Raw genomic sequence first — 22,826 nt, 5'->3', positions numbered from 1 at the left:
AATAAAATGAAAAAGACAGTATTAGCAATTGCATTATCATTAGTAGCAAGCTCAGCAATGGCAGAGATGGACCACAGTAAAATGGATCATGGTTCAATGGATATGAAAGGGATGGACATGAATCAAATGGACCATTCAAAAATGAAAGACATGGATATGAGTAAGATGGAAGGCATGTCTATGAAGGATATGAATGCAGTAGGTATGCCAGCAACTGGTATGAAACCAAACAAAGTTGTACACGTTATCTTATCTGATGATATGAAAATCACATTCAAAAAAGAAGTGAATATTGAACCAAACGACATCGTTCAATTTGTGATAATGAATACAGGTAAGATTGATCATGAGTTTGCGATTGGTAATGAAACTGAGCAGTTAGAACATCGCGAAATGATGAAAAAAATGACATCGGGTCATGCACATGACAGTGGCAGTACCGTAACCGTTCAACCTGGTAAAGCAAAACAAATTACATGGCATTTCCATGGTGATAATAACGTAGAGTTTGCTTGTAATATCCCAGGACATGCAGAAGCAGGGATGGTAAAAAAAGTAACGTTATAATGCTAATTAGATGATATGAAAAAGCGGTAAGGTGGGTGGCCTTACCGCTTTATTTATATCAACACTTTATCTAGAAATTACAACTTAAAGAACGCCAGTTGCTCTTTTTGTTGTTCAGCTAATCGAGATAATTCATTACTTGCACTCGCACTTTGGCTAATACCAGTTACGTTTTGATTTACAAGTTCAGACATGTTTACCACGTTACGATTAATATCTTGAGTTACTTGAGACTGCTCTTCTGCTGCGGTAGCAACTTGAGTGTTCATGTCATTAATCGCAGTAATTGATTCAGTGATGCTGACCAACGCATCTCCCGCTTTTGCGGTTAACTCTTTATTTAATTCAAGTTTATCAAGACTCGTTTGCATACTGTCATTAGCTAAACCTGACTGTTCTTGCAGTGATTCAATAATGGTTTGAATCTCTTTGGTTGACTCTTGAGTACGAGCAGCGAGTAGACGAACTTCATCAGCAACCACCGCAAATCCACGACCAGATTCACCTGCACGAGCCGCTTCAATTGCAGCATTTAGTGCAAGCAGGTTAGTTTGCTCTGAAACACCACGGATCACTTCAACCACGTTATTGATCTGCTCTGATTGCTCTTTTAAGCGATTAACCACAACAGCGGCATCAGTTAGAGCGTTTGCCATGTCTTCGCTTGCTTGGTTACTTTGAGTAAAAATGTCTAAACCAGAACGAGCAAGATCATTAGTATTACGAGCGGTTTGATCGGCAGATAGCGCATTATCACTCACGTTATCTGCAGTACTTGATAGCTCATTAACAGCAGAAGCAACTTGTTCTATTTCGCTTAATTCTTTTTGTGAATTTGTTTCTGATTCAGTCATTACTGCAGCAAGTTCTGTTGAGGCTGCTGCCACATCTTCACTAATGCGAGATAACGCTTCTACTGTTGTTTGGAGTTGAATTGTGGTGCCATTGATATCTTTGCCTAACTCTGCAACTTCATTATCACCATCAGCGTCAGCACGAACGGTTAAGTCACCTTCAGCCAAACGACGAATGATTAATTGAATGTGTTTAATAGGCGTAACGATAAGGCCAGATAGCCACCATGCCGTGACCATTGAAATGATAAATACAGCCAATATAGTTAAGCCAGCATTAACCTTAACTTGAGTGTTTTTCTCATAACTTTCACTCATCGCAATATCAGAGAATTTATTCACTTGTTGAGACAGAGAGTTGATAGAAGAAACCATGCTATTACCAATGTCACGGTATTGCGAGATTAATGCTTCGTAACTTTCATTTACGGCTAAGCCACTCTCTTTCTTATTTAAGTATTCAACAACTTTGTGAGAGAACTGAACATAAGCATTGACGTTATCACGAACTTGGTTGACTTCACGAGCAAATGTTTTTCTTGCTTCTAGTTCGTCTAATAGAACCGTTATTTCACGAACTTTATTTCTTAATTTAGAAGTGAAACTGTCACGGCGGCTAGTATCATAAATTGCGTAAACAGCTCCTATACGCAATGGGTAGACAATATCGTCAATCTCAGCCAGTTGATCTTTATAAAAGACAAATGAATCAGTATTACTGGCTATGATATTTTGTTCTTTTTCTAAAATAGAAGCGGTAAAACCTAGCGCAACAAATAAAGCTAAGGCAGTAAGGAGGACAGGTAATAGTATTTGAATACGAATAGACGTATTTTTTAATGAAAATTGCATCAAAGCTCTCTCGTTTTTAAGAAAATGGTTAATCTACATGTGATTTTATGATTTCTTAAATTTTAGACGTTTGTCACAGTTTTGTCGATGGTAAATGTAAGTTAATGTAACTAACTTTGTCGTTGAATATATATTTATCAGTTACATTATTGTTTTAAAATAAATTTATTGGAACAAAGCGGAGGGTTTAGCTTTCAGGCATTTCGATTTCATATATTTCATCGGCAATATCTTGTGTTTTTCGCTCAATAATCGTTTGAGCATCAGTCAATCCTTGATTATAAAAAACCGGACCCGCTTGCTTAATTATAAAATCTAATAAGAATTCACCATCAAATTGACCAAGTTCTGTCTCTAATTCTTGTTCAAAATAGTCTTGGAACTTTTGCACAAGCTCGTCACGTTTGTTTTTAGGTATAGTAATTGTGCTCATTGTATTCCCTTAATTTTGATTATCTGTTTGGATCTTACTAATGGCTTGATTATACATAACCCATGCCATGAACCCTGCGAAACTATTACCCACAAGTGCTCCCATAAAGATGCCATACAAGCCAAATAAATTTGAACCTATCCATATCATGGGTAAGAAACAGATAAATAGACGAAGAATTGAAATCACTAATGCGCGCATAGACACACCAAGAGCGTTGCAGGTTGACACCATTAACATGCAAATACCTAAAGAGCCAAGGCTGATAGGAACCCATAATAAATAATGGTAAATAACATCAATGACATTGCTATCGGTACTTAGCAGGCTTGCGAGTGGTTTGGCAATAATAAACAGAAGGATCGCAAGACCAATCTGCCAACAGAGAACAAATTTAGCCGCGATTTTGATTAGCTTTTGAATCTCGTCGAACTGTTTAGCCCCTAACATTCTCCCAACCATTGGCGGAATCGACATGGTAAGTGCAAGTACAACGACAATAGCAAAAAATTCGATACGAGAGGCCATCGCCCAACCGGCAACGGCAGCTGCTCCAAAACCGGCGATAATTTTCGTTGCCATCATAGAAGAGAGGGGTGGCAGAAGTTGGCTCATCATTGCAGGGGCCATTACTGCGTTTAGCTCTTTAATGGATTGCAGGATATTGAGATCGTGCCATGAAAAAGAGATCCAATGACGTTTAAAAATAGGGGGAAGAATGATACAAAAACCAATAGTGAACGAGACTATCGTCGCCCAAGCTGCACCGTTTAAGCCTAAGTTAAATTGAAAGATGAAAATAGGGTCAAGGATCATATTTAGGATACTGGTCGCCATCATCATTAAGCCCGGTAGTTTAGTATCACCGTTGGCACGACACACACTGTAAGCAAAATAGATCATAGCTCCTGCCCAGCAACTTGCTAACCATACTGGCCAATAACTATCGATTATGGTAAATACATTGGCTTCTGCGCCTAGTAGGTCAAGCAATAAACCTCGAGAGAACCAAATGAGTAGACACATGATGAATACCATTGCCGCGCCCAGCGAGAGAACTAATCCGGCAAGCTGCTTGGCTTTTTTTATTTGTTGAGCGCCTAATACTCGTGCGATTACAGCGGTTGTCGCAATGCCTAATCCAACTTGCAAACCAATAATGACCATCTGTAATGGCATGGTAAACCCTTGAGCAGCAAGAGGAAGTATTCCTAGTTGGCCGATAAAGGCACTATCAACTAATTGAAAGCTCATTAGAGAAAGAACACCAAACATCATTGGCCATGTCATTTGAAAAAGCTGTTTTGAGAGAGAAGGACTTGGCATGATTAAAAGGGTGCTCTAAAAGTATTGGTCGGCCATTGTACTGATTATAGAGCAAGACTCAAAGGCATGAGTGAGAATAGAGGAAGACTTTATGTCATAGCCGCATTTTCTTAATCATGAATAAAGAAATTACGGCTATGTTTTTTGAGGATTTTCTACGTTTTTAGATACTAGGAAGTAAGGACTCAGGCATTAGCGCATTGTATTTTGCTTCAAGTAATAAGGTATTTGCTTTAGCTATGTCTAGTGCAAAATAGCGGTCTTTATCATAAAAATCGACACGCTCACGAAGTATGCTCTTGGCTTCTTCAATACGTTCTGAACTCTTATTTGGTGATCTAAAGTCTAGACCTTGTGCTGATGCCAATAGCTCTACGGCTAATATTCCACGCGTATTCTCCGCCATATCCCCTAGGCGACGGCCGGCAAAGGTAGCCATTGATACGTGATCTTCTTGATTTGCAGACGTCGGTAAGCTATCAACAGAGGCTGGATGAGCAAGACTTTTGTTTTCACTAGCTAGTGCAGCCGCGGTAACCTGAGCAATCATAAAGCCCGAGTTTACTCCGCCATTATCAACTAAGAATGGAGGAAGTTTACTTAAGCCGCTGTCGATAAGAAGCGCCATTCTACGCTCTGATAAACTGCCTATTTCGGCAATGGCGAGAGCAAGGTTATCTGCTGCCATAGCAACAGGTTCTGCATGGAAATTACCACCAGAGATAATGTCACCATCATCAGCAAAGACTAAAGGATTATCTGACACTGAGTTGGCTTCTACTTCTAGTGTGTCTGCCGAATTTCTTATTTGCTGTAAGCAAGCGCCCATCACTTGGGGCTGGCAACGTAATGAATAGGGGTCTTGTACTCGTTCACAGCATTGATGAGAAAGACCGATCTCACTGTTTTGATCTAATAAATGACGATAACCTAAAGCGGCATCCATTTGACTACGATGGCCACGCACACGGTGAATTCGTGGATCAAACGGCTTACGGCTGCCAAGTGCGGCTTCTACAGACATGGCACCACATACGGTGGCTGCAGCATAAAGATCTTCAGCCGCAAATAAGCCTTCTAAAGCAAAGGCAGTAGAGGCCTGAGTTCCGTTGAGAAGTGCTAATCCTTCTTTTGGTGCGAGTGTTATTGGCTCTAATCCTGCTATTTCTAAGGCTTTTAGTCCTGAAATCACTTCGCCTTTATAACGAGCTTCCCCTTCGCCTAGTAAAACGGTACTCATGTGCGCTAAAGGAGCAAGATCACCAGAAGCACCCACAGATCCTTTTTTAGGAATGCACGGATAAACCTCTGAATTGACCAATTGTATTAATGCATTAACGACGGATGGGCGAATACCAGAATAACCACGTGAAAGACTGTTTACTTTAAGTACAATCATTAAGCGCACAGTGGCATCATTCATGAACTCACCGATGCCAGCAGCATGGGAGAGAACAATACTACGCTGTAGAGTTTCTAAATCTTCTTCAGCAATTCGAGTGTTTGCCAACAGACCAAAACCAGTGTTAATGCCATAGACGGTTTTATCTTCACGGATCACTTGAGCAACCACTTCGGCACTGGTCAGCATATCGGGCAATGCATCTGGACTTAATGATAGCTGAGTAGGATGGCGGCTAACTTCACGTAATTGTTTTAGAGATAACTTGCCTGGAATAATTTCTAATGAATACATAGTTCGTTTCTCGTTATGGTTGTGATACCAACTCGTGTCGCTAGGTTGGTATTCTTTATAATTATTTTTAAAATTGAAATGTAGAGTTTATGTCTGTTGGTTTTATTCTGGTAGCATAGGCAAATCCAAGCCTTGCTTCTTGGCGCAATTAATCGCGATGTCATAACCCGCATCCGCATGACGCATGACGCCGGTAGCAGGATCATTGTGAAGTACTCGACCAACACGCTCTGCCGCATCATCACTGCCATCACACACAATCACCATGCCTGAATGTTGAGAGAACCCCATACCCACACCACCGCCGTGATGCAGAGATACCCAAGTCGCGCCCGAAGCTGTATTTAATAGGGCATTTAATAGTGGCCAATCAGATACCGCGTCAGATCCATCCATCATGCCTTCGGTTTCACGGTTTGGACTGGCAACCGAGCCTGAATCAAGATGATCTCGACCAATGACAATCGGTGCTTTTAGTTCTCCATTTTTTACCATTTCATTAAAGGCTTTACCGAGACGTGCACGATCTTTTAAACCAACCCAACAAATTCGTGCAGGTAATCCTTGGAATTGAATACGTTCTCGCGCCATATCAAGCCAGTTGTGCAGATGTGGATTATCAGGAATGAGTTCTTTTACTTTTTGATCGGTTTTATAGATATCTTCTGGATCGCCAGAAAGGGCAGCCCAACGGAAAGGACCAATCCCTTCACAAAATAGCGGACGAATATAAGCAGGTACAAAACCCGGAAAATCAAAGGCATTAGCGATACCTTCTTCTAAGGCCATTTGACGAATATTATTACCGTAATCGACAGTTGCAGAGCCTGATTTTTGTAAATCCAGCATGGCTTGAACTTGAATTGCCATTGATTTTTTAGCCGCTGATACGACTACTGATTCATCTTCTAAACGCATTTCAACAGCATGTTCCATTGACCAACCTTGCGGAAGATAGCCGTTGAGAGGATCGTGTGCAGAGGTTTGATCGGTTGTTACATCAGGCACAATGCCGCGTTGAACAATTTCTGCATAAACATCAGCGGCATTTCCTAGTAAACCTACTGAGATTTGTGTTGCTGTCTGTTTTGCGTCTTCAATAATGGCAAGAGCTTCATCTAATGTGGTGGCTTTACGATCAACATAGCCAGTACGGAGACGATAATCGATACGCGACTCATCACATTCAACCGCAAGCATTGAAAAACCAGCCATCGTTGCGGCAAGAGGTTGTGCGCCACCCATACCTCCAAGTCCACCAGTAAGAACCCAGCGCCCTTGAGCCTTACCATCAAAATGTTGCTTTGCCATTGCAACAAAGGTTTCATAAGTCCCTTGAACGATGCCTTGAGATCCAATGTAGATCCAACTACCAGCCGTCATTTGACCGTACATCATCAAACCTTGCTTATCTAATTCGTTAAAGTGTTCCCAATTCGCCCAGTGAGGAACCAAGTTGGAATTGGCAATTAATACGCGTGGTGCATTAGTGTGAGTTTTAAACACACCAACAGGCTTTCCTGATTGCACCATTAAGGTTTCATCGTCTTCAAGGCGAGTCAGCACCTCTACAATTTTGTCGTAGCATTGCCAATTTCGTGCAGCACGACCAATACCACCATACACAACCAGAGCATGAGGGTGCTCTGCTACATCAGGATGTAAGTTATTCATTAACATACGAAGTGGGGCTTCGGTTAGCCAAGATTTCGCGGTGAGTGTTGTACCTGTTGGGGCAATAATAGTACGAGTCTCATCCAATCTAGGGTTAGATGGCGATGCATGTGTCATTGTTGCTCTCCTTGCGAGTTAATAGATCTAAAAATAAAAGCATTACGCTTTCATTCCATGAGTAATGGTCCAAGCGAGCCTTGCTGCTAAGCGTGCTGTTTGATTATCAATATCAAAATTAGGGTTAAATTCAGCCATATCAGCTAAGAGTAATTTAGACTTACCGTGATGATTTTTAGCCTTTAAAATATGACAGATTAGAGGCTCAATGATCTCAAGCGAAACCCCACGAACAGCAGGTGCGCTCACTCCGGGAGCCGTTGATGCAGGAAAAACATCGATATCTATCGTGAGATAAAGGTAGTCATTTTGGTCAATAAAATTGGATAAACCCCGTTGGATTGTCGGAAAATTAGCGTGCGTCATTTCTGTATCATCAAAATAAAGCACGCCCAGATCACCCGCTTTTTGGTAAAGAGCTTGAGTATTACTGCCTCGGTTTAATCCTAAGCAGGCGTAATTAAATGGCCACCCATTCGTTTTACAATATTGAGCGATTTGATGAAAAGGAGTGCCTGAGCTGCCAAGCTGCTGTTCTGATGAGACTTCAGATAAGTGTTCTTTTTGTGGTGGATTTCGTAGATCAAAATGTGCATCAAAGTTAATAATACCAATGCGTGGTGGCGTTTTTTGTTGGTTTGATTCAGCTATATTTTTTAAATGACGCGCAATGCCTTGAAAGGAACCCCACGCAATTTCATGACCGCCACCAAAAACAATCACTTGGTTGTGGTTAGCAAGGGCATGTTCAACATTATCACCAAGTTGATGCTGTGCTATTTCAAGTTCTGCATCATCACAGTAGACATCGCCCCCATCAAAAACGGCTTTATTATGATGCCAAGCTAAATTGGCTAAGGCGCGTCGAATGATTTGTGGAGCAGAATAAGCACCAATACGACCTTTGTTACGATAAACACCTTCATCACAAGCAAAACCAAGCAACATGATCCCGTCTGTGCTTGAACTCGTTGCTGCTGTAATTTTTTGATGCCAACGTAAACCGAGTTCACCATCTTCAAGATCAAGTCTGCCTGTCCAACTTGTCATGTCTATTAAGGTATTATTTTTCATAAGTGTCCTTACTATAAAAAACGTTACCATCAACCACCCGTGCAATAAGATCGGGAACGCCTAATCGATAGGAGAGTTCAGCAGGAGAGTCCAATTGCCAAAGTGCAAAATCAGCATCCATACCCACTTCAATCGTTCCGCGTGAGGCTTGCAATCCAAGAGCTTGAGCAGCATTGCAAGTTACGCCCCGTAAGGATTCTTCAGGTGTTAATTTAAATAAAGTGCAAGCCATATTCATCATGGTTCGAAGCGAAGCTATAGGTGACGTACCGGGGTTGAAATCAGTGGCAATGGCCATTGGAACTTGATGTTTACGCAGCAATTCAATCGGTGGGAGTTTGGTTTCTCGCAAGAAATAAAAGGCACCAGGTAAAAGAGTTGCTACGGTATTATTCTGTGCTAATGCTTTGACCCCATCTTCATCAAGGTATTCAATATGATCAACCGAAGAGGCGCCCATTGAAGCGGCTAATGCACTGCCGCCAAGATTCGATAACTGCTCAGTATGGCCTTTGATTTTTAGACCGTGCTCTAATGCAGCATTGAATACCCGCTCACACTGCGTAATCGAAAACCCAATCCCTTCACAGAAAACATCAACATGATCCGCCAATTTTTGTTTGGCAACGTGAGGAATAATGGTGTCACAAATTAAGCGAATGTAATCATCAGGACAATCTTTATATTCGGGAGGAAGGGCATGAGCAGCAAGCAGAGTGGCAGAGACTTTTATATCTGGTAATTCAGCAATGCGTTTGGCTACTCTAAGCATTTTGATTTCATCATCAAGCGTTAAGCCATAGCCTGATTTAATCTCCACTGTAGTGACACCGTCACGTTTTAAGCCTTCTAAGCGTTGTAATGCTAAATGATAAAGCTCATCTTCTGTAGCTCCACGAGTGGCATAGACGGTAGATAAAATCCCCCCCCCTTGTTTAGCTATTTCTTCGTAAGGTACGCCTTGTAACCGTTGCTCAAATTCATTAGCTCGATTACCTGCAAAAACAAGGTGAGTGTGGCAATCAATTAAGCCAGGAGTGACTAAAGCATTCGCACAATCAGTGACATCAGGATGGCCATGTAAAATATCAGAGTAAGATTTACCGACATATCCAATCTTGCCATTGGCCACGCCGATCATAACGTTTTCGATTACTCGATAGCCGTCATTTGTGTTGGGCGAATTAGCCTTTAATGTAACAAGATTCAGATTGGTAAAGACTCTGTCCATGGTAACAACCTCAATAGAGTTAATATGTATATACAAATAAATAGTCTTTTTTGAAATAAAATACAAGGTGGTATGTAATAAAGTTGTGATCAAAAATTAATTTCAGGCTCTTTTTATGTCTAAAATTGAGGTAAAACCAAGCTTACCCTTCACATCGGCTATGGTTAATATGTCTTTTTGCATGGTGTCATCAAATGGCAATTTAATATTAATTTAATCGGTATATTAGACCTAAATTAATCCAGAAAGAGTAATAACAATGACACATCACTTTAAAGATTATCGCGCATCACTTGAACGTTCATTTGCACACTCAGTTTCATGCCTAGAGTCTTTAGATGATCGACCTGTAGCTAAAGAAGTTACATCGCAAGATTTACGCAATTTAATTGGAGGGGAATTACCACTTCATACATCTGCACCCGAGAAAGTGATTGATGAAATGGCGGCGGCCTTAGATGCAGGCCTTATTGCTTCTGGAGGTCCACGCTTTTTTGGATATGCAATAGGTGGAACTTTTCCTGCATCGCTTGCTGCTGATTGGCTAGTAAGTGCTTGGGATCAAAATGTGCCATATTATGTTTCAAGCCCTGCAATGGCAGTAGCTGAAGAGACAGCCGCTGAATGGATGGTTGAGTTGTTAGGGCTTACCAAAGGCTCTGCTGTTGGTTTTACATCAGGTGCTCAGGAGGCAATTTATACCTCATTGATTACCGCTCGAAACTCTCTTTTAGATAAAGAAGATTGGGATGTTGCTACTAAAGGGTTGTATGGTTCTCCTCGTATTACGGTGGTAACAAGTGATCAGATCCATTCAACGATCAAGCGTGCATTATCAATGATTGGCCTAGGTATTGAAGATATTATTAAGGTACCAACAGATAAGAACTTACGTATTATTCCTAGTGAATTAAGTCGTGTTTTAGCTGAATGTGATGGACCAACACTGGTTTGTGCACAGGCTGGTTGTATCGATTCTGGGGCTTTTGACCCGTTTGATGATATTGCAGATGCGGTTGCTAATCATCAAAATGCTTGGCTACATGTGGATGGCGCAATTGGTCTTTGGGCTGCGGCAAGTGATAAACAAAAACACTTATTAAAAGGTATTGAAAGAGCAGATTCAATCGATACTGACGGACATAAATGGTTTAATATGCCATATGATTGCGGCATGGTAATTGTGAAAGATCCTGCAAAAATTACCTCAGCAATGGGGGGAAGCAACATGGGAGATTATCTAAATGACGCGATGGAAAAACCAGATAGAAATGCAATTAACTTTGGTATTTCAGCATCAAGACGTGCTCGTGGATTACCTGTATACGCGGCATTTAAATCGTTAGGCAAAGAAGGGATTGTTAAACATTTAGATAATTGCAGTGACTTAGCTAAACAAATGGCAGAGATTCTTTCTGAAGTTGAAGGGATTACTATTTTGAACGATGTGGTTTCTAACCGATTTTCTGCTCAATTTGGTATTGGTGATGATGATTATAGAAATGAAATTACTGATCGTGTAGTACACCGTCTACAAGAGGAAGGCTATCTTTACCCATCAACTTCTGGCTATAAAGGTTTGAAAACAATGCTATTCTCTGTACTTAATTACCATACATCAGAAGAAGATATTATTATGTCTGCGGATAAAATAATTCAAGCATATAATATTGAAAAAGCATTAATCTAGTTTAATAAAAAGCGCTGAGAAATTCAGCGCTTTTTCTAACTTGTTCATAATCTATTTATACTTTACTACGTGAGGTTAGCTTATATCGGTCACCAGGATGATATAAAAGAGCAACGCTAATTAATTTGTTTTCACTCCAAGTACGTCTATTAAGTAATAAGCAGGGCGTTTTATTATCCATACTTAAAAGGTCCGAAACATGGTTATTTGGGATGATGGCTTCAACAGAATGTTCAATATCACTTAAAGGACAAATTTGAACTAAGTATTCATTGGGTGTTTGAATACTAAAATCTTGTTTTAAATAATCGGTCACAAATAATGGATTAACCCAGCGTTCTTCTAATTGAATGGGAACGTCATTTTCGTAATGAACAATTTGAGTAAAGTAGACAGCCGTTTCGTTACGAACTCCAATTTTTAGCGCAACATTATCTCTAGCAATAACTTCTTCTTTTTTGATCACTTTACTACTGTACTGATGACCTCGCTGACGTACCTCAACCGCGATATTGCGAATTTCCATTAAAGGTGATTCGGCTTTTTTATGGCAAACAAAAGTTCCTAAGCGCGGTGTTCGTTTGAGTAGTCCATCAGTGACTAATTCTTTAATTGCTTTGTTTGCTGTCATGCGACTTACTGAAAATTCATCAGCCAGCTCGATCTCTGTTGGAATTTTATACCCGACAGGCCAAGTACGTGTTTGAATCTTTTCATTAAGATATTGCTTAATCTGTAGATAGCGTGGTTGTGACATAGGATTCGCTTTTTCAATTGACTATACAAATAAAAGCAATTTTTAGTCTGAGTTGCAAGTAAATTAATCAATACAGTGCTATTTATACGGACTAGCTAACGATAAGTAGATGAAAACTAGAATTATCAGGAGTACACTTCAAGCCGTATGATTCTAAGAATAAAATGGTAAAAACAACATATGCACTTATTAGATAGATTGAGTATTCGTCTTTATCATGATGAAAGACTGAAACAATATGCAGGTGATCATGCCAGATCATTAGGTTGGAATTCGACTGAATCTCAATTTTTACGTTTTAAAACCATAGCTAAAGCCGTTAATTTTGATGGCAAACGAGTATTGGATTTAGGTTGTGGTTATGGTGATTTTAAAACCTTTCTTGATATGAGTTGCACTGTGGAGTCTTATACCGGTGTTGATCAGCAGGGGAGTTTCATTAAACAAGCAAAAAAACATTTTGAGCATCAACATAATTGTGCGTTTATTAAAGGGGATTTTTCATCAACTAAGCTACCAATGGCAGATATTGTGGTGGCAAGTGGTTCTCTTAATTATCGAGCTCGTAACAAAACCTATCATGCAAAAGTAATTAGAACTATGTCTGAGAAGGCAGAAGAGGCCGTTGTTTTTAATTTATTAAACCGCCATCATTTTAAAGAAACCAATTTACTAGAAGCACATGATCCGCAGCAGGTGCTTAGTTATTGTTTAAGCTTATGCCCAAATTGTGAATTGATAGATGACTATGCAGATGAAGATTTTACAATCGTGATGCGTAAATTAAACTAAGTTAAGTTTATCGACAGTTAGAAACAAAAAATGGCGGATCAAAGTGATTCGCCATTTTTATTATATGATATTGAAGCTTTACGCTGATAAATGATTATTTAAAATCTAATAGCTCAACTTCAAAAATCAGTACTGAACCTGGCTGAATAGAGCCTGCAGAACGGTTACCGTAAGCTAAATTGCTAGGAATAAAGAAACGCATTTTTTGACCAACTACCATCAGTTGAACACCTTCTGTCCAGCCTTTGATTACTTGACCTAAACCAAATTCAATCGGCTCACCGCGCTCAACTGAACTATCAAATACGTTACCATCGATAGTGGTACCGTGGTAATGAACTTTAACTTTGCTCTTCGCTGTAGGATGCTCAGTACCTGTACCTTCTTCAAGTACAAGATATTGAAGACCAGATGCAGTTGTTTGAACACCTTCTTTTGTTGCATTTTCAGCTAAAAATGCGTTTCCAATTTCAATGTTCTCTTTTGCTGCTTTTGGGTTATTTACAAAGTGCTGAAACAGCATATAACCAACAACGATAAGCGCAATGGTAATGATAATTTTAGTCACGTTATTTCCTTATATTGGTATTAAATCAATTATTTTTCTAGTAGGTAACGAATAGTTTCAGCGATTTTCTTAGGATCATCATGACCACCAATTAATACGTTGTATTTACCGTTAACAACAAAAGTAGGAACAGAGCTAATACCTGATTGCTCAGAAAGCATCTTAGCATTATCTACTTTTTGAATAAGAATATCACGTTGCTCTTCATTAAAGTCGTAAGGGCTTGTTAAACCACGAGATGTGAACGCTTTTGCATAGGCTTCTTGTTGTTGAGTAAGCGTTGTACCTTCACCCATTTGGGTTGCAGCAAATAAGTCTTCCATAAAGGCGTGATCAGGAGTGCCATCTACTTGCATTTCTGCAGCGTAGTAGAACATAGCAGCAACATGAGCTGATTGATTAAATGTGATGTGCATTTTATCAATATCAGTGCCTGCTTCTTGGCTGATCACAGGTAAAAAGTTTTCCATGTTACGGCAGTGACCACAAGATAGGGCAAAAACTTCAGTTACTGGTGCAATTGAATCTGTAGGTAATGTGGTAGAAAGCACTTCATATTGAACGCCTTCTTTTGGTTCGTTAGTATCGCCACATGCTGTTAAAAAAAGAGCTGAAGAAAGAACAAGTAACAATGGTTTGATAATGGATTTCATGTGAATTCTCATAGGTTATTATTTCGAGTGAAAATAGCATGATTTTAAAAAAGTAGAAATAAAATAGGACAACAATTGTTGTCCTATTTAGTAAAACTATGTAAAGAAATTACGATGTTATACTTTACGCACTTGGATGATCATGCCCATTAGTGGGTGATCAATATAGTGAGTTTCACCACTGCGCATTTTACGTCTTTCTTCCATGCGGTAAGATTTTAAAAACTCTTTAATTTCAGTTTCCGGAGTTACGTCTTCTAAATGGCCTAACTGAACATCCGCATTTGGATCTTCAATTGCTGTCGCTTCAGTCGATAGTTCTGCGGTTTCCGTGGTTGTTACTTCGTCAGAAGAAGTAGAGGTTGTTTCTGTAATAACGTCTTTTTCTTCTTTTGGTGTGCTGACGATAAATTCGTGTTGACCAGGAACTTTAAGGTCTAAAATCGTATTTACGTATAGGTAATGTTGAACGTAAACCTGCATTGTTCCATCTAACTCAAGAAGAGGGCCAGAAGATGGTGTTGTTGCTGTTGTATCTGCCTCAAGAGTTTCTGAGCCTTCAATAAGCGCAGGTTTTGGTGCGTCTAAAGGAACCAGTGATAAATCAGCGTTTGCATCTTCAATAGTTCGACCATCAGCAACAAAACGATCAGAGAAATCTTGTCCTGCTTGAATATGGAAAATAGGAGAACGAGATGAGCCTGAATCACCTTGGCGCCAAGCAACATGTACTAACGGCTTAAATCCAGCGTGATTTTGCAGTTTAGTATAAGCTTCATTTAACTTATAGTAGCCAGAAGGAAGTAGTGATGCACCATTACTATTCATCATCTTTTTATCGCGATATGAGAAAGCACGATCTAAATTGATAGGCGCAAGAATGTCAGGCCAAGATTCTTGATAAGAAGATGGCTCAACATTGCGTTTAAAAATGATGACTTCGACGTCAAATTGACGAGCAAAAGAAGGCCAGCTTGCCAGTAAAATTAACGCGTAAATTATTTTTTTCATTCAAACTCCAGTGAAATGGTTCTTTAAAGTCTTGGTTGTCCATAATCAAGACCAAAAATTAGTATTTTCTTATTATTTAAATCTAATAGTTAGATTCTATTTTCGTAAAACAATTTGAGCAAGTCCATTACGTATTTAATTCGCACTTGTCTCTCAGTTAAGTCTTTTATAAATTTAACCTTAGTTGGGCCATCTAGCGCAAAGCCTGTTGGATCTTTTTGTAATAATGACACAAGGAACATAGGGTTTATGTCAGCGGTAGGTTCAAATTCAATGTAACCACCATTTCCATGAGCCTCTAATTTCTTCACTTTTAATGAAGCTGCTAACATTTTAACTTCTGAGCTGACTAATAATGTTTGAGTCGCTTCTGGTAATGATCCAAAACGGTCAATGATTTCTACTTTTAGTTCATCTAATTCGCCATTGTCTGAAACACTCGCAATACGTTTGTAGAGCGACAAGCGAGTATTGACATCAGGGATGTAATCTTCAGGAATTAATGCTGGCAAACGAAGTTCGACTTCTGTTTGTTCTCGCAATAAATCATCTAACGATGGCTCTTTACCTTCTTTTAATGCTTCAACTGCTTGCTCAAGCATTTCCATGTAAAGGGTAAAGCCAACAGATTGAATTTGACCACTTTGCCCATCACCTAATAACTCACCGGCACCACGGATCTCTAAATCGTGAGTAGCAAGAGTAAAACCGGCACCTAAGTCTTCCAGTGAAGCTATCGCATCCAAACGTTTTCTTGCATCTTTACTCAATGCTTTTGGATGTGGCGTCAGTAAATACGCATACGCTTGGTGGTGTGAGCGACCCACACGACCACGCAGTTGGTGTAATTGTGCTAAACCGAGTTTATCGGCGCGATCCATGATAATGGTGTTGGCAGTTGGAACATCAATACCGGTTTCAATGATCGTTGTACAAACAAGAACATTAAAACGCTGATGATAAAAGTCACCCATGATGCGTTCTAATTCACGTTCACGCATTTGACCATGAGCTAAGGTGACACGAGCTTCTGGGATCAGCTTTTCAATCTCTTCAGCGGCGTTCTGAATCGTTTCTACATTGTTATGCAGGACATACACTTGTCCACCACGTTTGATCTCACGAAGAATCGCTTCTTTGATCACGTCATCCGCTTTTTCACGCACAAATGTTTTAATCGCTAATCGACGAGCCGGTGGTGTTGCGATGATTGATAAATCGCGCATGCCACTCATTGCCATATTCAAGGTTCTTGGAATTGGCGTTGCGGTTAGCGTTAGAATATCTACGTCTGAACGCATCGCTTTTACTTTTTCTTTTTGACGGACACCAAAACGGTGCTCTTCATCCACAATTAGTAAACCAAGATCTTCAAACTTGATACTGTCTTGCAGTAATTTGTGAGTTCCGATTAAGATATCCACTTTGCCTTCCGCAGTGGCAGCTAATATTTCTTTTTGCTCTTTGGCTGATTTAAAGCGAGACAACACTTCCACTCGAATTGGGAAGTTAGCAAAACGATCTCGGAAATTCTCAAAATGCTGCTGAGCAAGTAGAGTGGTAGGAACTAATACCGCCACTTGTTTTTCGTTGTGTGTTGCTAAGAATGCTGCACGCATGGCAACTTCTGTTTTACCAAAACCTACATCACCACAAACGAGACGATCCATCGCTTTAGCTTGGCACATATCGGATAGCACATCGTTAATGGCGATTTCTTGGTCATGCGTTTCTTCAAACGGGAAGCTTGATCTAAAATCAGCGTAGGCCTCGCGATCTTGTTTAAAAGCAAAGCCCGGTTTAATTGCTCGTTTAGCATAAACATCCAGTAACTCTGCTGCAACATCACGTACTTTTTCGGCTGCTTTACGACGTGCTTTGCTCCACGTATCACTGCCCAGTTTGCTGATAGGGGCAGTTTCATCGGCTCCTGCTGAATATCGACTGATCAGATTTAATGATGAAACAGGAACATACAGTTTGGTTTCATTGAGGTATTCCAACATCATATATTCCGCTGGCATATCACCAACGTCTAACGTTTGAAGCCCCATGTAACGGCCAATACCGTGATCAATGTGAACCACTGGCTGACCAATTTTTAATTCAGCGAGATTACGGATCAGTGTATTGCTGTTTATTGATTTGTTATCACCACGACGGCGACGTTGAATTACTCGCTCACCCAGTAAGTCACTTTCACAAATAAAAGCAACGCATGGGTTTTGAAGAATAAAGCCGTGTTCAGCCGAGCCAATCACTAACGTGGCTTTATTTTTATGTGCGACGGCATCTTTCATTGAATTACAAATCGCAGGCTTTAGCTTAATACGTGCTAATAATTCAAGGAGGGCTTCACGGCGACCTTCAGATTCAACTGAGAAAATAACCTGACCACTGAATTTCTCATAGAATTGACGAAATTGAGCGAAGGGTTCTTTGTTTTGATGCTGAATTGCAATTTCTGGCAACTCAAGTAAATCTGGATTAAAACGACCTGCTTTTTCTATTTCGGCTTCTTTAGATAATTTAACTCGTGGATATTGTTTGAATAAACCAAACATATCCGCCGTTTGAAGCCACAGCTCGTTTACAGGTAGAAGAGGGCGTAGTGGATCCACTCGACGCTGATCATAGCGGTATTCAGCATCCGCTAAGAAATCATTGGCTGCTTTTTCTATATCACCAATAGTAACCAGTAATGTGTTATCTGGTAGATAATCAAACAGAGTTTCCGTTTCATCAAAGAACAGTGGCTGCCAATATTCTATACCTGCAGGCCAAGCGCCTTTGCTGATCTGTTGGTAAACCGATTCTGGCTCACGACGAGCATCAAAACGTTGGCGCCAGCGAATACGGAAATCTTCAATCGCTACATCATCAGTAGGGAACTCATGAGCAGGAAGTAGATTAATGGATTTTACTTCTTCAATCGTACGTTGGTTTTCTGGGTCAAACTGACGAATGGTGTCAATTTCATCATCGAAAAAATCAATTCGATAAGGGTGTGCATTACCCATTGGGAATAAATCAAGAATAGATCCACGACTTGCGTATTCACCGTGGCTCATGACTTGGTCAACGTGTAAATAACCGGATTTTTCTAGCTGTAATTTTAGCTTATCAAACGATAGACGATCACCGACGTTTACAACCAATGCGTGCTTGTGCAAGAAAGATTGTGGTGATTGACGTTGTAATAAGGTACTAACAGGAACGATTAGCGTGCCATCTTTTTGCTGAGGTAAGTGATATAGGCGCGATAAACGGTCAGAAATAATGTCCTGATGCGGAGAAAAACTGTCGTAAGGAAGGGTTTCCCAGTCAGGAAAAACCTCGACTGAATGTTGGCTAAATTGATTAATTTCATTCTGTAAACGAAACGCCAATTGCGGCTCAGTAACCGCAACCACGACAGGGCCAGTGTGTTGTTGCTCAATCTCTGCAATCGCAAGTGCTAGAGAAGAACCCGTAAGATTACCAATTGAGCGTGTATCATTGGCTTTCGTTGGTAACGGTAATGACAGTAAGTTTTTTATAGGCATCAGGATATTCAATTATTAGGTTAAGTTGCGTTCTTGAGCACGAAGTTTAAGCACTTTTTGTTGTTGAAACAGAGCGGCTTTGATCAGTAAATCTTGATCGATATCACGAAGAAGCTCATAAGCCATTTCAATACTATAGCCTGTTTCAGTTTCGGTGCATTGAGTCACCGTAGCATAGCAGTAAATCGCTGATGGCGGATGCTCAAGAAAGAGTTTTACTTTGGCTTTTTGAGTTAAATTGAGTGCTGTCTTACTTTCAAAAGTAAATTTACTCGCACCAAAGCTCGACGTTTTATAGCGATAAGCTTCATCATCTTGTTGAATTAACAAATATGACAGCAGTAGATTCAGTTTTTGATTCTGATTTTTTAAATAGTTAGCAAGACGTTTACCATCATCTAACTTCAAGAAAGAAAGCTCGTTCTCAGAGAGGTCATCAATAGAACTGCACTCTTGAGCAACTCGAAATGGGGCTGGGATCTCACGTTCAAACGTTTCCATGTTTGGCAGTATCGCGTCTATAGCAAGCGGTTCTACATTAACTGTTAAATCGTAGTGAACCGAAAAGTATTCATCGTGTGACATAAGCGTCCCTCTATTTATTATTTACTGATTATGGCGAAGTCACTGGGTATCAGCAAGTGTTTAATCGGTAAGTATGATGAACAAAAGAGCAAAAAAAGGAATAAATACCAGTATTTTACGTGATAGACTGTATTCATTATTATAGCTTCAAAAAGCATGATTGAGAGAATTTATGTTTCATCCAGTATCAGTATTTATAGGGTTGCGATATTTAAGAGGACGTTCTGGCGATAGGTTCAGTCGTTTTATCTCTTATATGTCTACCGCAGGCATTACTATTGGCGTGTTATCGTTAGTGACGGTGTTGTCTGTGATGAATGGGTTTGAAGCTCAACTAAAAGATAGGATCCTTGGTGTACTACCGCAAGCGGTGATATCAACGGTGGATGATCAAATCACGCCCTCTGAGGATGACCGCGATTATGTTGCAAGCTTGCCTCATGTTACTCAAGTAACGCCTGTGGTTCGTGGTGAAGCGATTATTCAAAGCGCAAAAGGGTTAAGTGCGGGTATGCTTGTTGGTATTGACCCAGATGAATATGACCCTATTGCATATGATTTAATTTCAGGCAATGTTCGTCAACTTAAAGCGGGTGAATATGGCATCTTTCTTGGTTCAAAGTTAGCGCGTGAGTTGAGCGTTCGTTATGGTGATACGGTTCGTATTATGGTGACAAATGCAAGCCAATATACGCCACTAGGCCGTATTCCGAGCCAGCGTAATTTTAAAGTTGTGGGCGTATTTAATACGGGTTCTGATGTCGATGGCCAATTAATGGTCGCGAACATTCAAGATACCGCCCGTTTGATGAAACTTAAAAAAGGCAACATTACGGGGTGGCGTTTATTTTTCGACGACCCATTCCAAGTGACTGAATTAGCAAAACTGCCTTTAGAAAATGATATGACATGGAGTGATTGGCGTGATCAACGTGGTGAATTATTCCAGGCGGTAAAAATGGAAAAAAACATGATGGGTCTAATGCTAGGCCTTATTGTGGCGATCGCGGCGTTTAATATCATTTCTGCACTTATTATGGTGGTAATGGAAAAACAAGCGGAAGTAGCGATATTAAAAACGCAAGGTATGACGAGTAATCAAGTGCTTTCTATCTTCATGGTTCAAGGGGCGAGCAGCGGTGTGATTGGTGCCATTGTTGGTGGCACGTTAGGTGCATTATTTGCCAGTAATATTAATGTTATTCTTTCTACACTTGGATTATCGTTATTTACTGTTGGTGGATCTTTGCCAGCACAGGTTGAACCATTACAAGTGTGCGTAGTCATTATTCTAGCAATTTTATTAAGTTTATTAGCGACCGTATTCCCATCTTATCGAGCGGCAGTCGTACAACCAGCAGAGGCATTAAGATATGAGTAATCCATTATTAGTTTGTCAGGGTATTCGTAAGGTTTACCAAGAAGGCACAATGGAAACTGAAGTGCTAAAGGGTGTTGATTTTCAGATTAATGAAAGTGAATTAGTGGCGATAGTCGGTTCATCTGGCTCTGGCAAAAGTACATTACTGCACATTCTTGGCGCACTTGATGAGCCCACAGCAGGAACGGTACATTTTCAACAAAATGAACTGACAAAATTGAGTGCGAATAAGCAAGCAAAAATCCGTAATCAACATATTGGATTTGTGTATCAATTTCATCACCTTCTGTCTGATTTTAGCGCGTTAGAGAATGTGGCGATGCCGTTGTTAATTGGTGGTATCCATAAGAAAGAAGCCGCACTACGTGCAACAGAATTACTTGAGAAAGTTGGATTAGCTCATCGTATTGAACATCGTCCTTCTGAACTGTCAGGTGGTGAGCGTCAACGTGTAGCGATTGCTCGGGCGTTAGTTAACAAGCCTGCTTTAGTGCTTGCTGATGAACCAACAGGTAACTTGGATCATAAAACAGCATTGGATATTTACAATTTAATGCGCGAATTGAATCAAGAGTCAGGTACTGCATTCTTAGTGGTGACACATGATAATGAATTGGCAGCGAAACTGGATAAGCAACTAAGCATGCAAGATGGCCGTTTTATTACTGAAACAGTTCGTTCTGCATTAAGCCAAGAGCAGGAGGCGTAATGTTTTCACCGCTTTCTCTTTTTATTGGTGGTCGTTTTGCGCGAGCTAAACAGCGCAACAAGATGGTGTCGTTTATTTCGATTTCATCCACACTTGGTATCGCTATTGGTGTGGCAGTGATCATCATTGGCCTTTCTGCAATGAATGGTTTTGAGCGTGAGCTGCAAAATCGTGTGCTTTCTGTTATTCCACATGCTGAGCTTGAAGGGGTTAAAAACCCAGTATCTGATTGGCAAACCATGATGATCCAAGCTAAGAAGCACCCAAAGGTTACTGGTGCTGCACCCTATGTGCGATTTACCGCCTTACTTGAAAGAGGCAGTAAATTAAAAGCGGTTGAAGTTCGAGGTGTTGAACCTATATTAGAAGGAGCGGTTTCTAAACTACCTGAGTATATTGATAACGAGGCATGGAAAGCGTTTGAAGCGAACCAGCAAAGCGTTATTTTAGGCAAGGGCGTTGCGGATACATTAGATGTAAAAGTTGGAGATTGGATCACGGCGATGATCCCTGATGAAAATGCAAGTAAGCAACTTCGTTCTCCAAAGCGTCAACGTTTGCAAGTGGTTGGACTATTGTCTTTAGGTGGGCAAGTTGATCATGGTTTAGCGATTGTTCCTCTAAAAGATGCTCAGCAGTATATTAATCTAGGTGACAGTGTCACGGGTGTGTCATTACAAGTCAGTAGTGTTTTAGATGCTCAAAATATTGTCCGCGAAGTAGGGGGAACATTAACCGAGTATGTTTATTTACGCAGTTGGGTTCAGAAATACGGTTACTTATACCGAGACATTCAATTAGTTCGTTCAATCATGTACCTAGTTATGGTTCTCGTTATTGGGGTTGCTTGTTTTAATATCGTATCAACTCTAATGATGGCCGTGAAAGATCGCTCTGGTGACATTGCTATTTTAAGAACCATGGGTGCAAATGACGGTTTAATTAAACGTATCTTTGTATGCCAAGGGATATTCTCAGGTGTGACAGGCAGTTTAGCAGGCTCTGCATTAGGTTCGTTTGTTGCCTTAAATTTAACACCTATGATTAAAGGGTTAGAGTCACTGATTGGTCATCAGTTCTTATCTGGTGATATTTATTTTGTTGATTTTTTACCCTCTGAGCTAGTTTGGAGTGATGTCGCTATTGTGACAGCGACGGCGATATTTTTAAGTGCCATCGCGACTTGGTATCCTGCAAGAAAGGCAAGCCAGTTACATCCTGCAGCGGTGTTGAGCTCTAAATAACCCCCACAGATAGATAGTTATATTCATCAGGCCCCTAACTAATTAGGGGCCTTTTTTATGTAAAGTA

At 40.3% G+C, this 22,826-nt stretch carries 19 protein-coding genes; 6 read left to right on the top strand and 13 right to left on the bottom strand.

Annotated elements, in window-relative coordinates; translation table 11 throughout:
• The first annotated feature begins 6 nt into the window (after positions 1 to 6).
• Positions 7 to 567: a copper-resistant cuproprotein CopI gene (copI, locus tag AC2INI_RS19115; protein WP_486306045.1), complete on the top strand. Its 561-nt coding sequence runs from the start codon at positions 7 to 9 to the stop codon at positions 565 to 567.
• A 77-nt stretch (positions 568 to 644) separates the two neighbouring features.
• Here the strand turns inward: copI and AC2INI_RS19110 are convergent, their stop codons facing one another.
• From AC2INI_RS19110 to hutI, 7 genes are all read right to left on the bottom strand, one after another.
• The gene (locus tag AC2INI_RS19110) at positions 645 to 2,273 is read right to left on the bottom strand and encodes a methyl-accepting chemotaxis protein (protein ID WP_486306044.1); all 1,629 of its coding nucleotides are present in this window, start codon (positions 2,271 to 2,273) and stop codon (positions 645 to 647) included.
• Positions 2,274 to 2,460: 187 nt separating this feature from the next.
• On the bottom strand, positions 2,461 to 2,706 hold the full coding sequence (locus tag AC2INI_RS19105; RefSeq protein ID WP_486306043.1) for a DUF2164 domain-containing protein: 246 nt from the start codon (positions 2,704 to 2,706) through the stop codon (positions 2,461 to 2,463).
• 9 nt (positions 2,707 to 2,715) lie between these two features.
• A complete protein-coding gene (locus tag AC2INI_RS19100; protein ID WP_486306042.1) occupies positions 2,716 to 4,032 on the bottom strand; it encodes an MATE family efflux transporter in 1,317 nt (438 codons plus the stop codon).
• 163 nt (positions 4,033 to 4,195) lie between these two features.
• On the bottom strand, positions 4,196 to 5,728 hold the full coding sequence (gene hutH / locus AC2INI_RS19095; protein WP_486306041.1) for a histidine ammonia-lyase: 1,533 nt from the start codon (positions 5,726 to 5,728) through the stop codon (positions 4,196 to 4,198).
• Between the two features lie 102 nt (positions 5,729 to 5,830).
• Positions 5,831 to 7,519, bottom strand: a complete 1,689-nt coding sequence (hutU, locus tag AC2INI_RS19090; protein ID WP_122033519.1) for a urocanate hydratase — start codon at positions 7,517 to 7,519, stop codon at positions 5,831 to 5,833.
• Positions 7,520 to 7,561: 42 nt separating this feature from the next.
• Entirely contained in the window at positions 7,562 to 8,593 is a 1,032-nt protein-coding gene (gene hutG, locus AC2INI_RS19085) for a formimidoylglutamase (RefSeq protein ID WP_486306040.1), read from the bottom strand.
• Positions 8,583 to 9,824, bottom strand: a complete 1,242-nt coding sequence (gene hutI / locus AC2INI_RS19080) for an imidazolonepropionase (protein WP_486306039.1) — start codon at positions 9,822 to 9,824, stop codon at positions 8,583 to 8,585. The genes hutG and hutI overlap by 11 nt, the downstream gene beginning before the upstream one ends.
• A 259-nt stretch (positions 9,825 to 10,083) precedes the next feature.
• Here hutI and AC2INI_RS19075 point away from each other — a divergent pair, with 259 nt between their 5' ends.
• Positions 10,084 to 11,514, top strand: coding sequence for a pyridoxal phosphate-dependent decarboxylase family protein (locus tag AC2INI_RS19075; RefSeq protein WP_486306038.1), 1,431 nt, complete (start codon positions 10,084 to 10,086; stop codon positions 11,512 to 11,514).
• Positions 11,515 to 11,569: 55 nt separating this feature from the next.
• Here AC2INI_RS19075 and hutC read toward each other — a convergent pair whose 3' ends face one another.
• Entirely contained in the window at positions 11,570 to 12,271 is a 702-nt protein-coding gene (gene hutC / locus AC2INI_RS19070; protein WP_486306037.1) for a histidine utilization repressor, read from the bottom strand.
• A gap of 180 nt (positions 12,272 to 12,451) precedes the next feature.
• On the opposite strand from hutC, the gene AC2INI_RS19065 reads away from it, so the two are divergent.
• On the top strand, positions 12,452 to 13,063 hold the full coding sequence (locus tag AC2INI_RS19065; RefSeq protein WP_486306036.1) for a class I SAM-dependent methyltransferase: 612 nt from the start codon (positions 12,452 to 12,454) through the stop codon (positions 13,061 to 13,063).
• A gap of 94 nt (positions 13,064 to 13,157) precedes the next feature.
• Here AC2INI_RS19065 and bamJ read toward each other — a convergent pair whose 3' ends face one another.
• The 5 genes from bamJ to AC2INI_RS19040 all read right to left on the bottom strand — a co-directional run bounded on the left by bamJ (position 13,158) and on the right by AC2INI_RS19040 (position 19,425).
• Positions 13,158 to 13,631, bottom strand: a complete 474-nt coding sequence (gene bamJ / locus AC2INI_RS19060; RefSeq protein WP_486306035.1) for a BamJ family beta-barrel-assembly machinery protein — start codon at positions 13,629 to 13,631, stop codon at positions 13,158 to 13,160.
• A 29-nt stretch (positions 13,632 to 13,660) separates the two neighbouring features.
• The gene (locus tag AC2INI_RS19055) at positions 13,661 to 14,284 is read right to left on the bottom strand and encodes a thiol:disulfide interchange protein DsbA/DsbL (protein WP_162922489.1); all 624 of its coding nucleotides are present in this window, start codon (positions 14,282 to 14,284) and stop codon (positions 13,661 to 13,663) included.
• A 117-nt stretch (positions 14,285 to 14,401) separates the two neighbouring features.
• Positions 14,402 to 15,295, bottom strand: a complete 894-nt coding sequence (locus AC2INI_RS19050; RefSeq protein WP_486306034.1) for a peptidoglycan binding protein CsiV — start codon at positions 15,293 to 15,295, stop codon at positions 14,402 to 14,404.
• 89 nt (positions 15,296 to 15,384) lie between these two features.
• Positions 15,385 to 18,840: a transcription-repair coupling factor gene (mfd, locus tag AC2INI_RS19045; RefSeq protein ID WP_486306033.1), complete on the bottom strand. Its 3,456-nt coding sequence runs from the start codon at positions 18,838 to 18,840 to the stop codon at positions 15,385 to 15,387.
• Positions 18,841 to 18,855: 15 nt separating this feature from the next.
• Positions 18,856 to 19,425 (bottom strand): PilZ domain-containing protein, encoded by a 570-nt coding sequence (locus AC2INI_RS19040; protein ID WP_151655231.1) that lies wholly within the window; start codon positions 19,423 to 19,425, stop codon positions 18,856 to 18,858.
• A gap of 172 nt (positions 19,426 to 19,597) precedes the next feature.
• On the opposite strand from AC2INI_RS19040, the gene lolC reads away from it, so the two are divergent.
• Genes lolC through lolE form a run of 3 tightly spaced genes read left to right on the top strand, consistent with a single transcriptional unit; the run spans position 19,598 to position 22,759 of the window.
• Positions 19,598 to 20,806 carry a lipoprotein-releasing ABC transporter permease subunit LolC gene (gene lolC, locus AC2INI_RS19035; protein ID WP_486306032.1) on the top strand — a complete coding sequence of 403 codons (1,209 nt, stop codon included), beginning with the start codon at positions 19,598 to 19,600 and terminating at the stop codon, positions 20,804 to 20,806.
• A complete protein-coding gene (lolD, locus tag AC2INI_RS19030; protein ID WP_486306031.1) occupies positions 20,799 to 21,515 on the top strand; it encodes a lipoprotein-releasing ABC transporter ATP-binding protein LolD in 717 nt (238 codons plus the stop codon). The genes lolC and lolD overlap by 8 nt, the downstream gene beginning before the upstream one ends.
• Complete coding sequence (gene lolE, locus AC2INI_RS19025) at positions 21,515 to 22,759, top strand: lipoprotein-releasing ABC transporter permease subunit LolE (protein WP_486306030.1); 1,245 nt, start codon at positions 21,515 to 21,517, stop codon at positions 22,757 to 22,759. The genes lolD and lolE overlap by 1 nt, the downstream gene beginning before the upstream one ends.
• Positions 22,760 to 22,826: the final 67 nt, after the last annotated feature.

Source organism: Aliivibrio friggae (genome assembly GCF_057368515.1).
The sequence above is the reverse complement of the archived record's forward strand: the minus strand, read 5'-3'. Positions and strand labels throughout refer to the sequence as shown.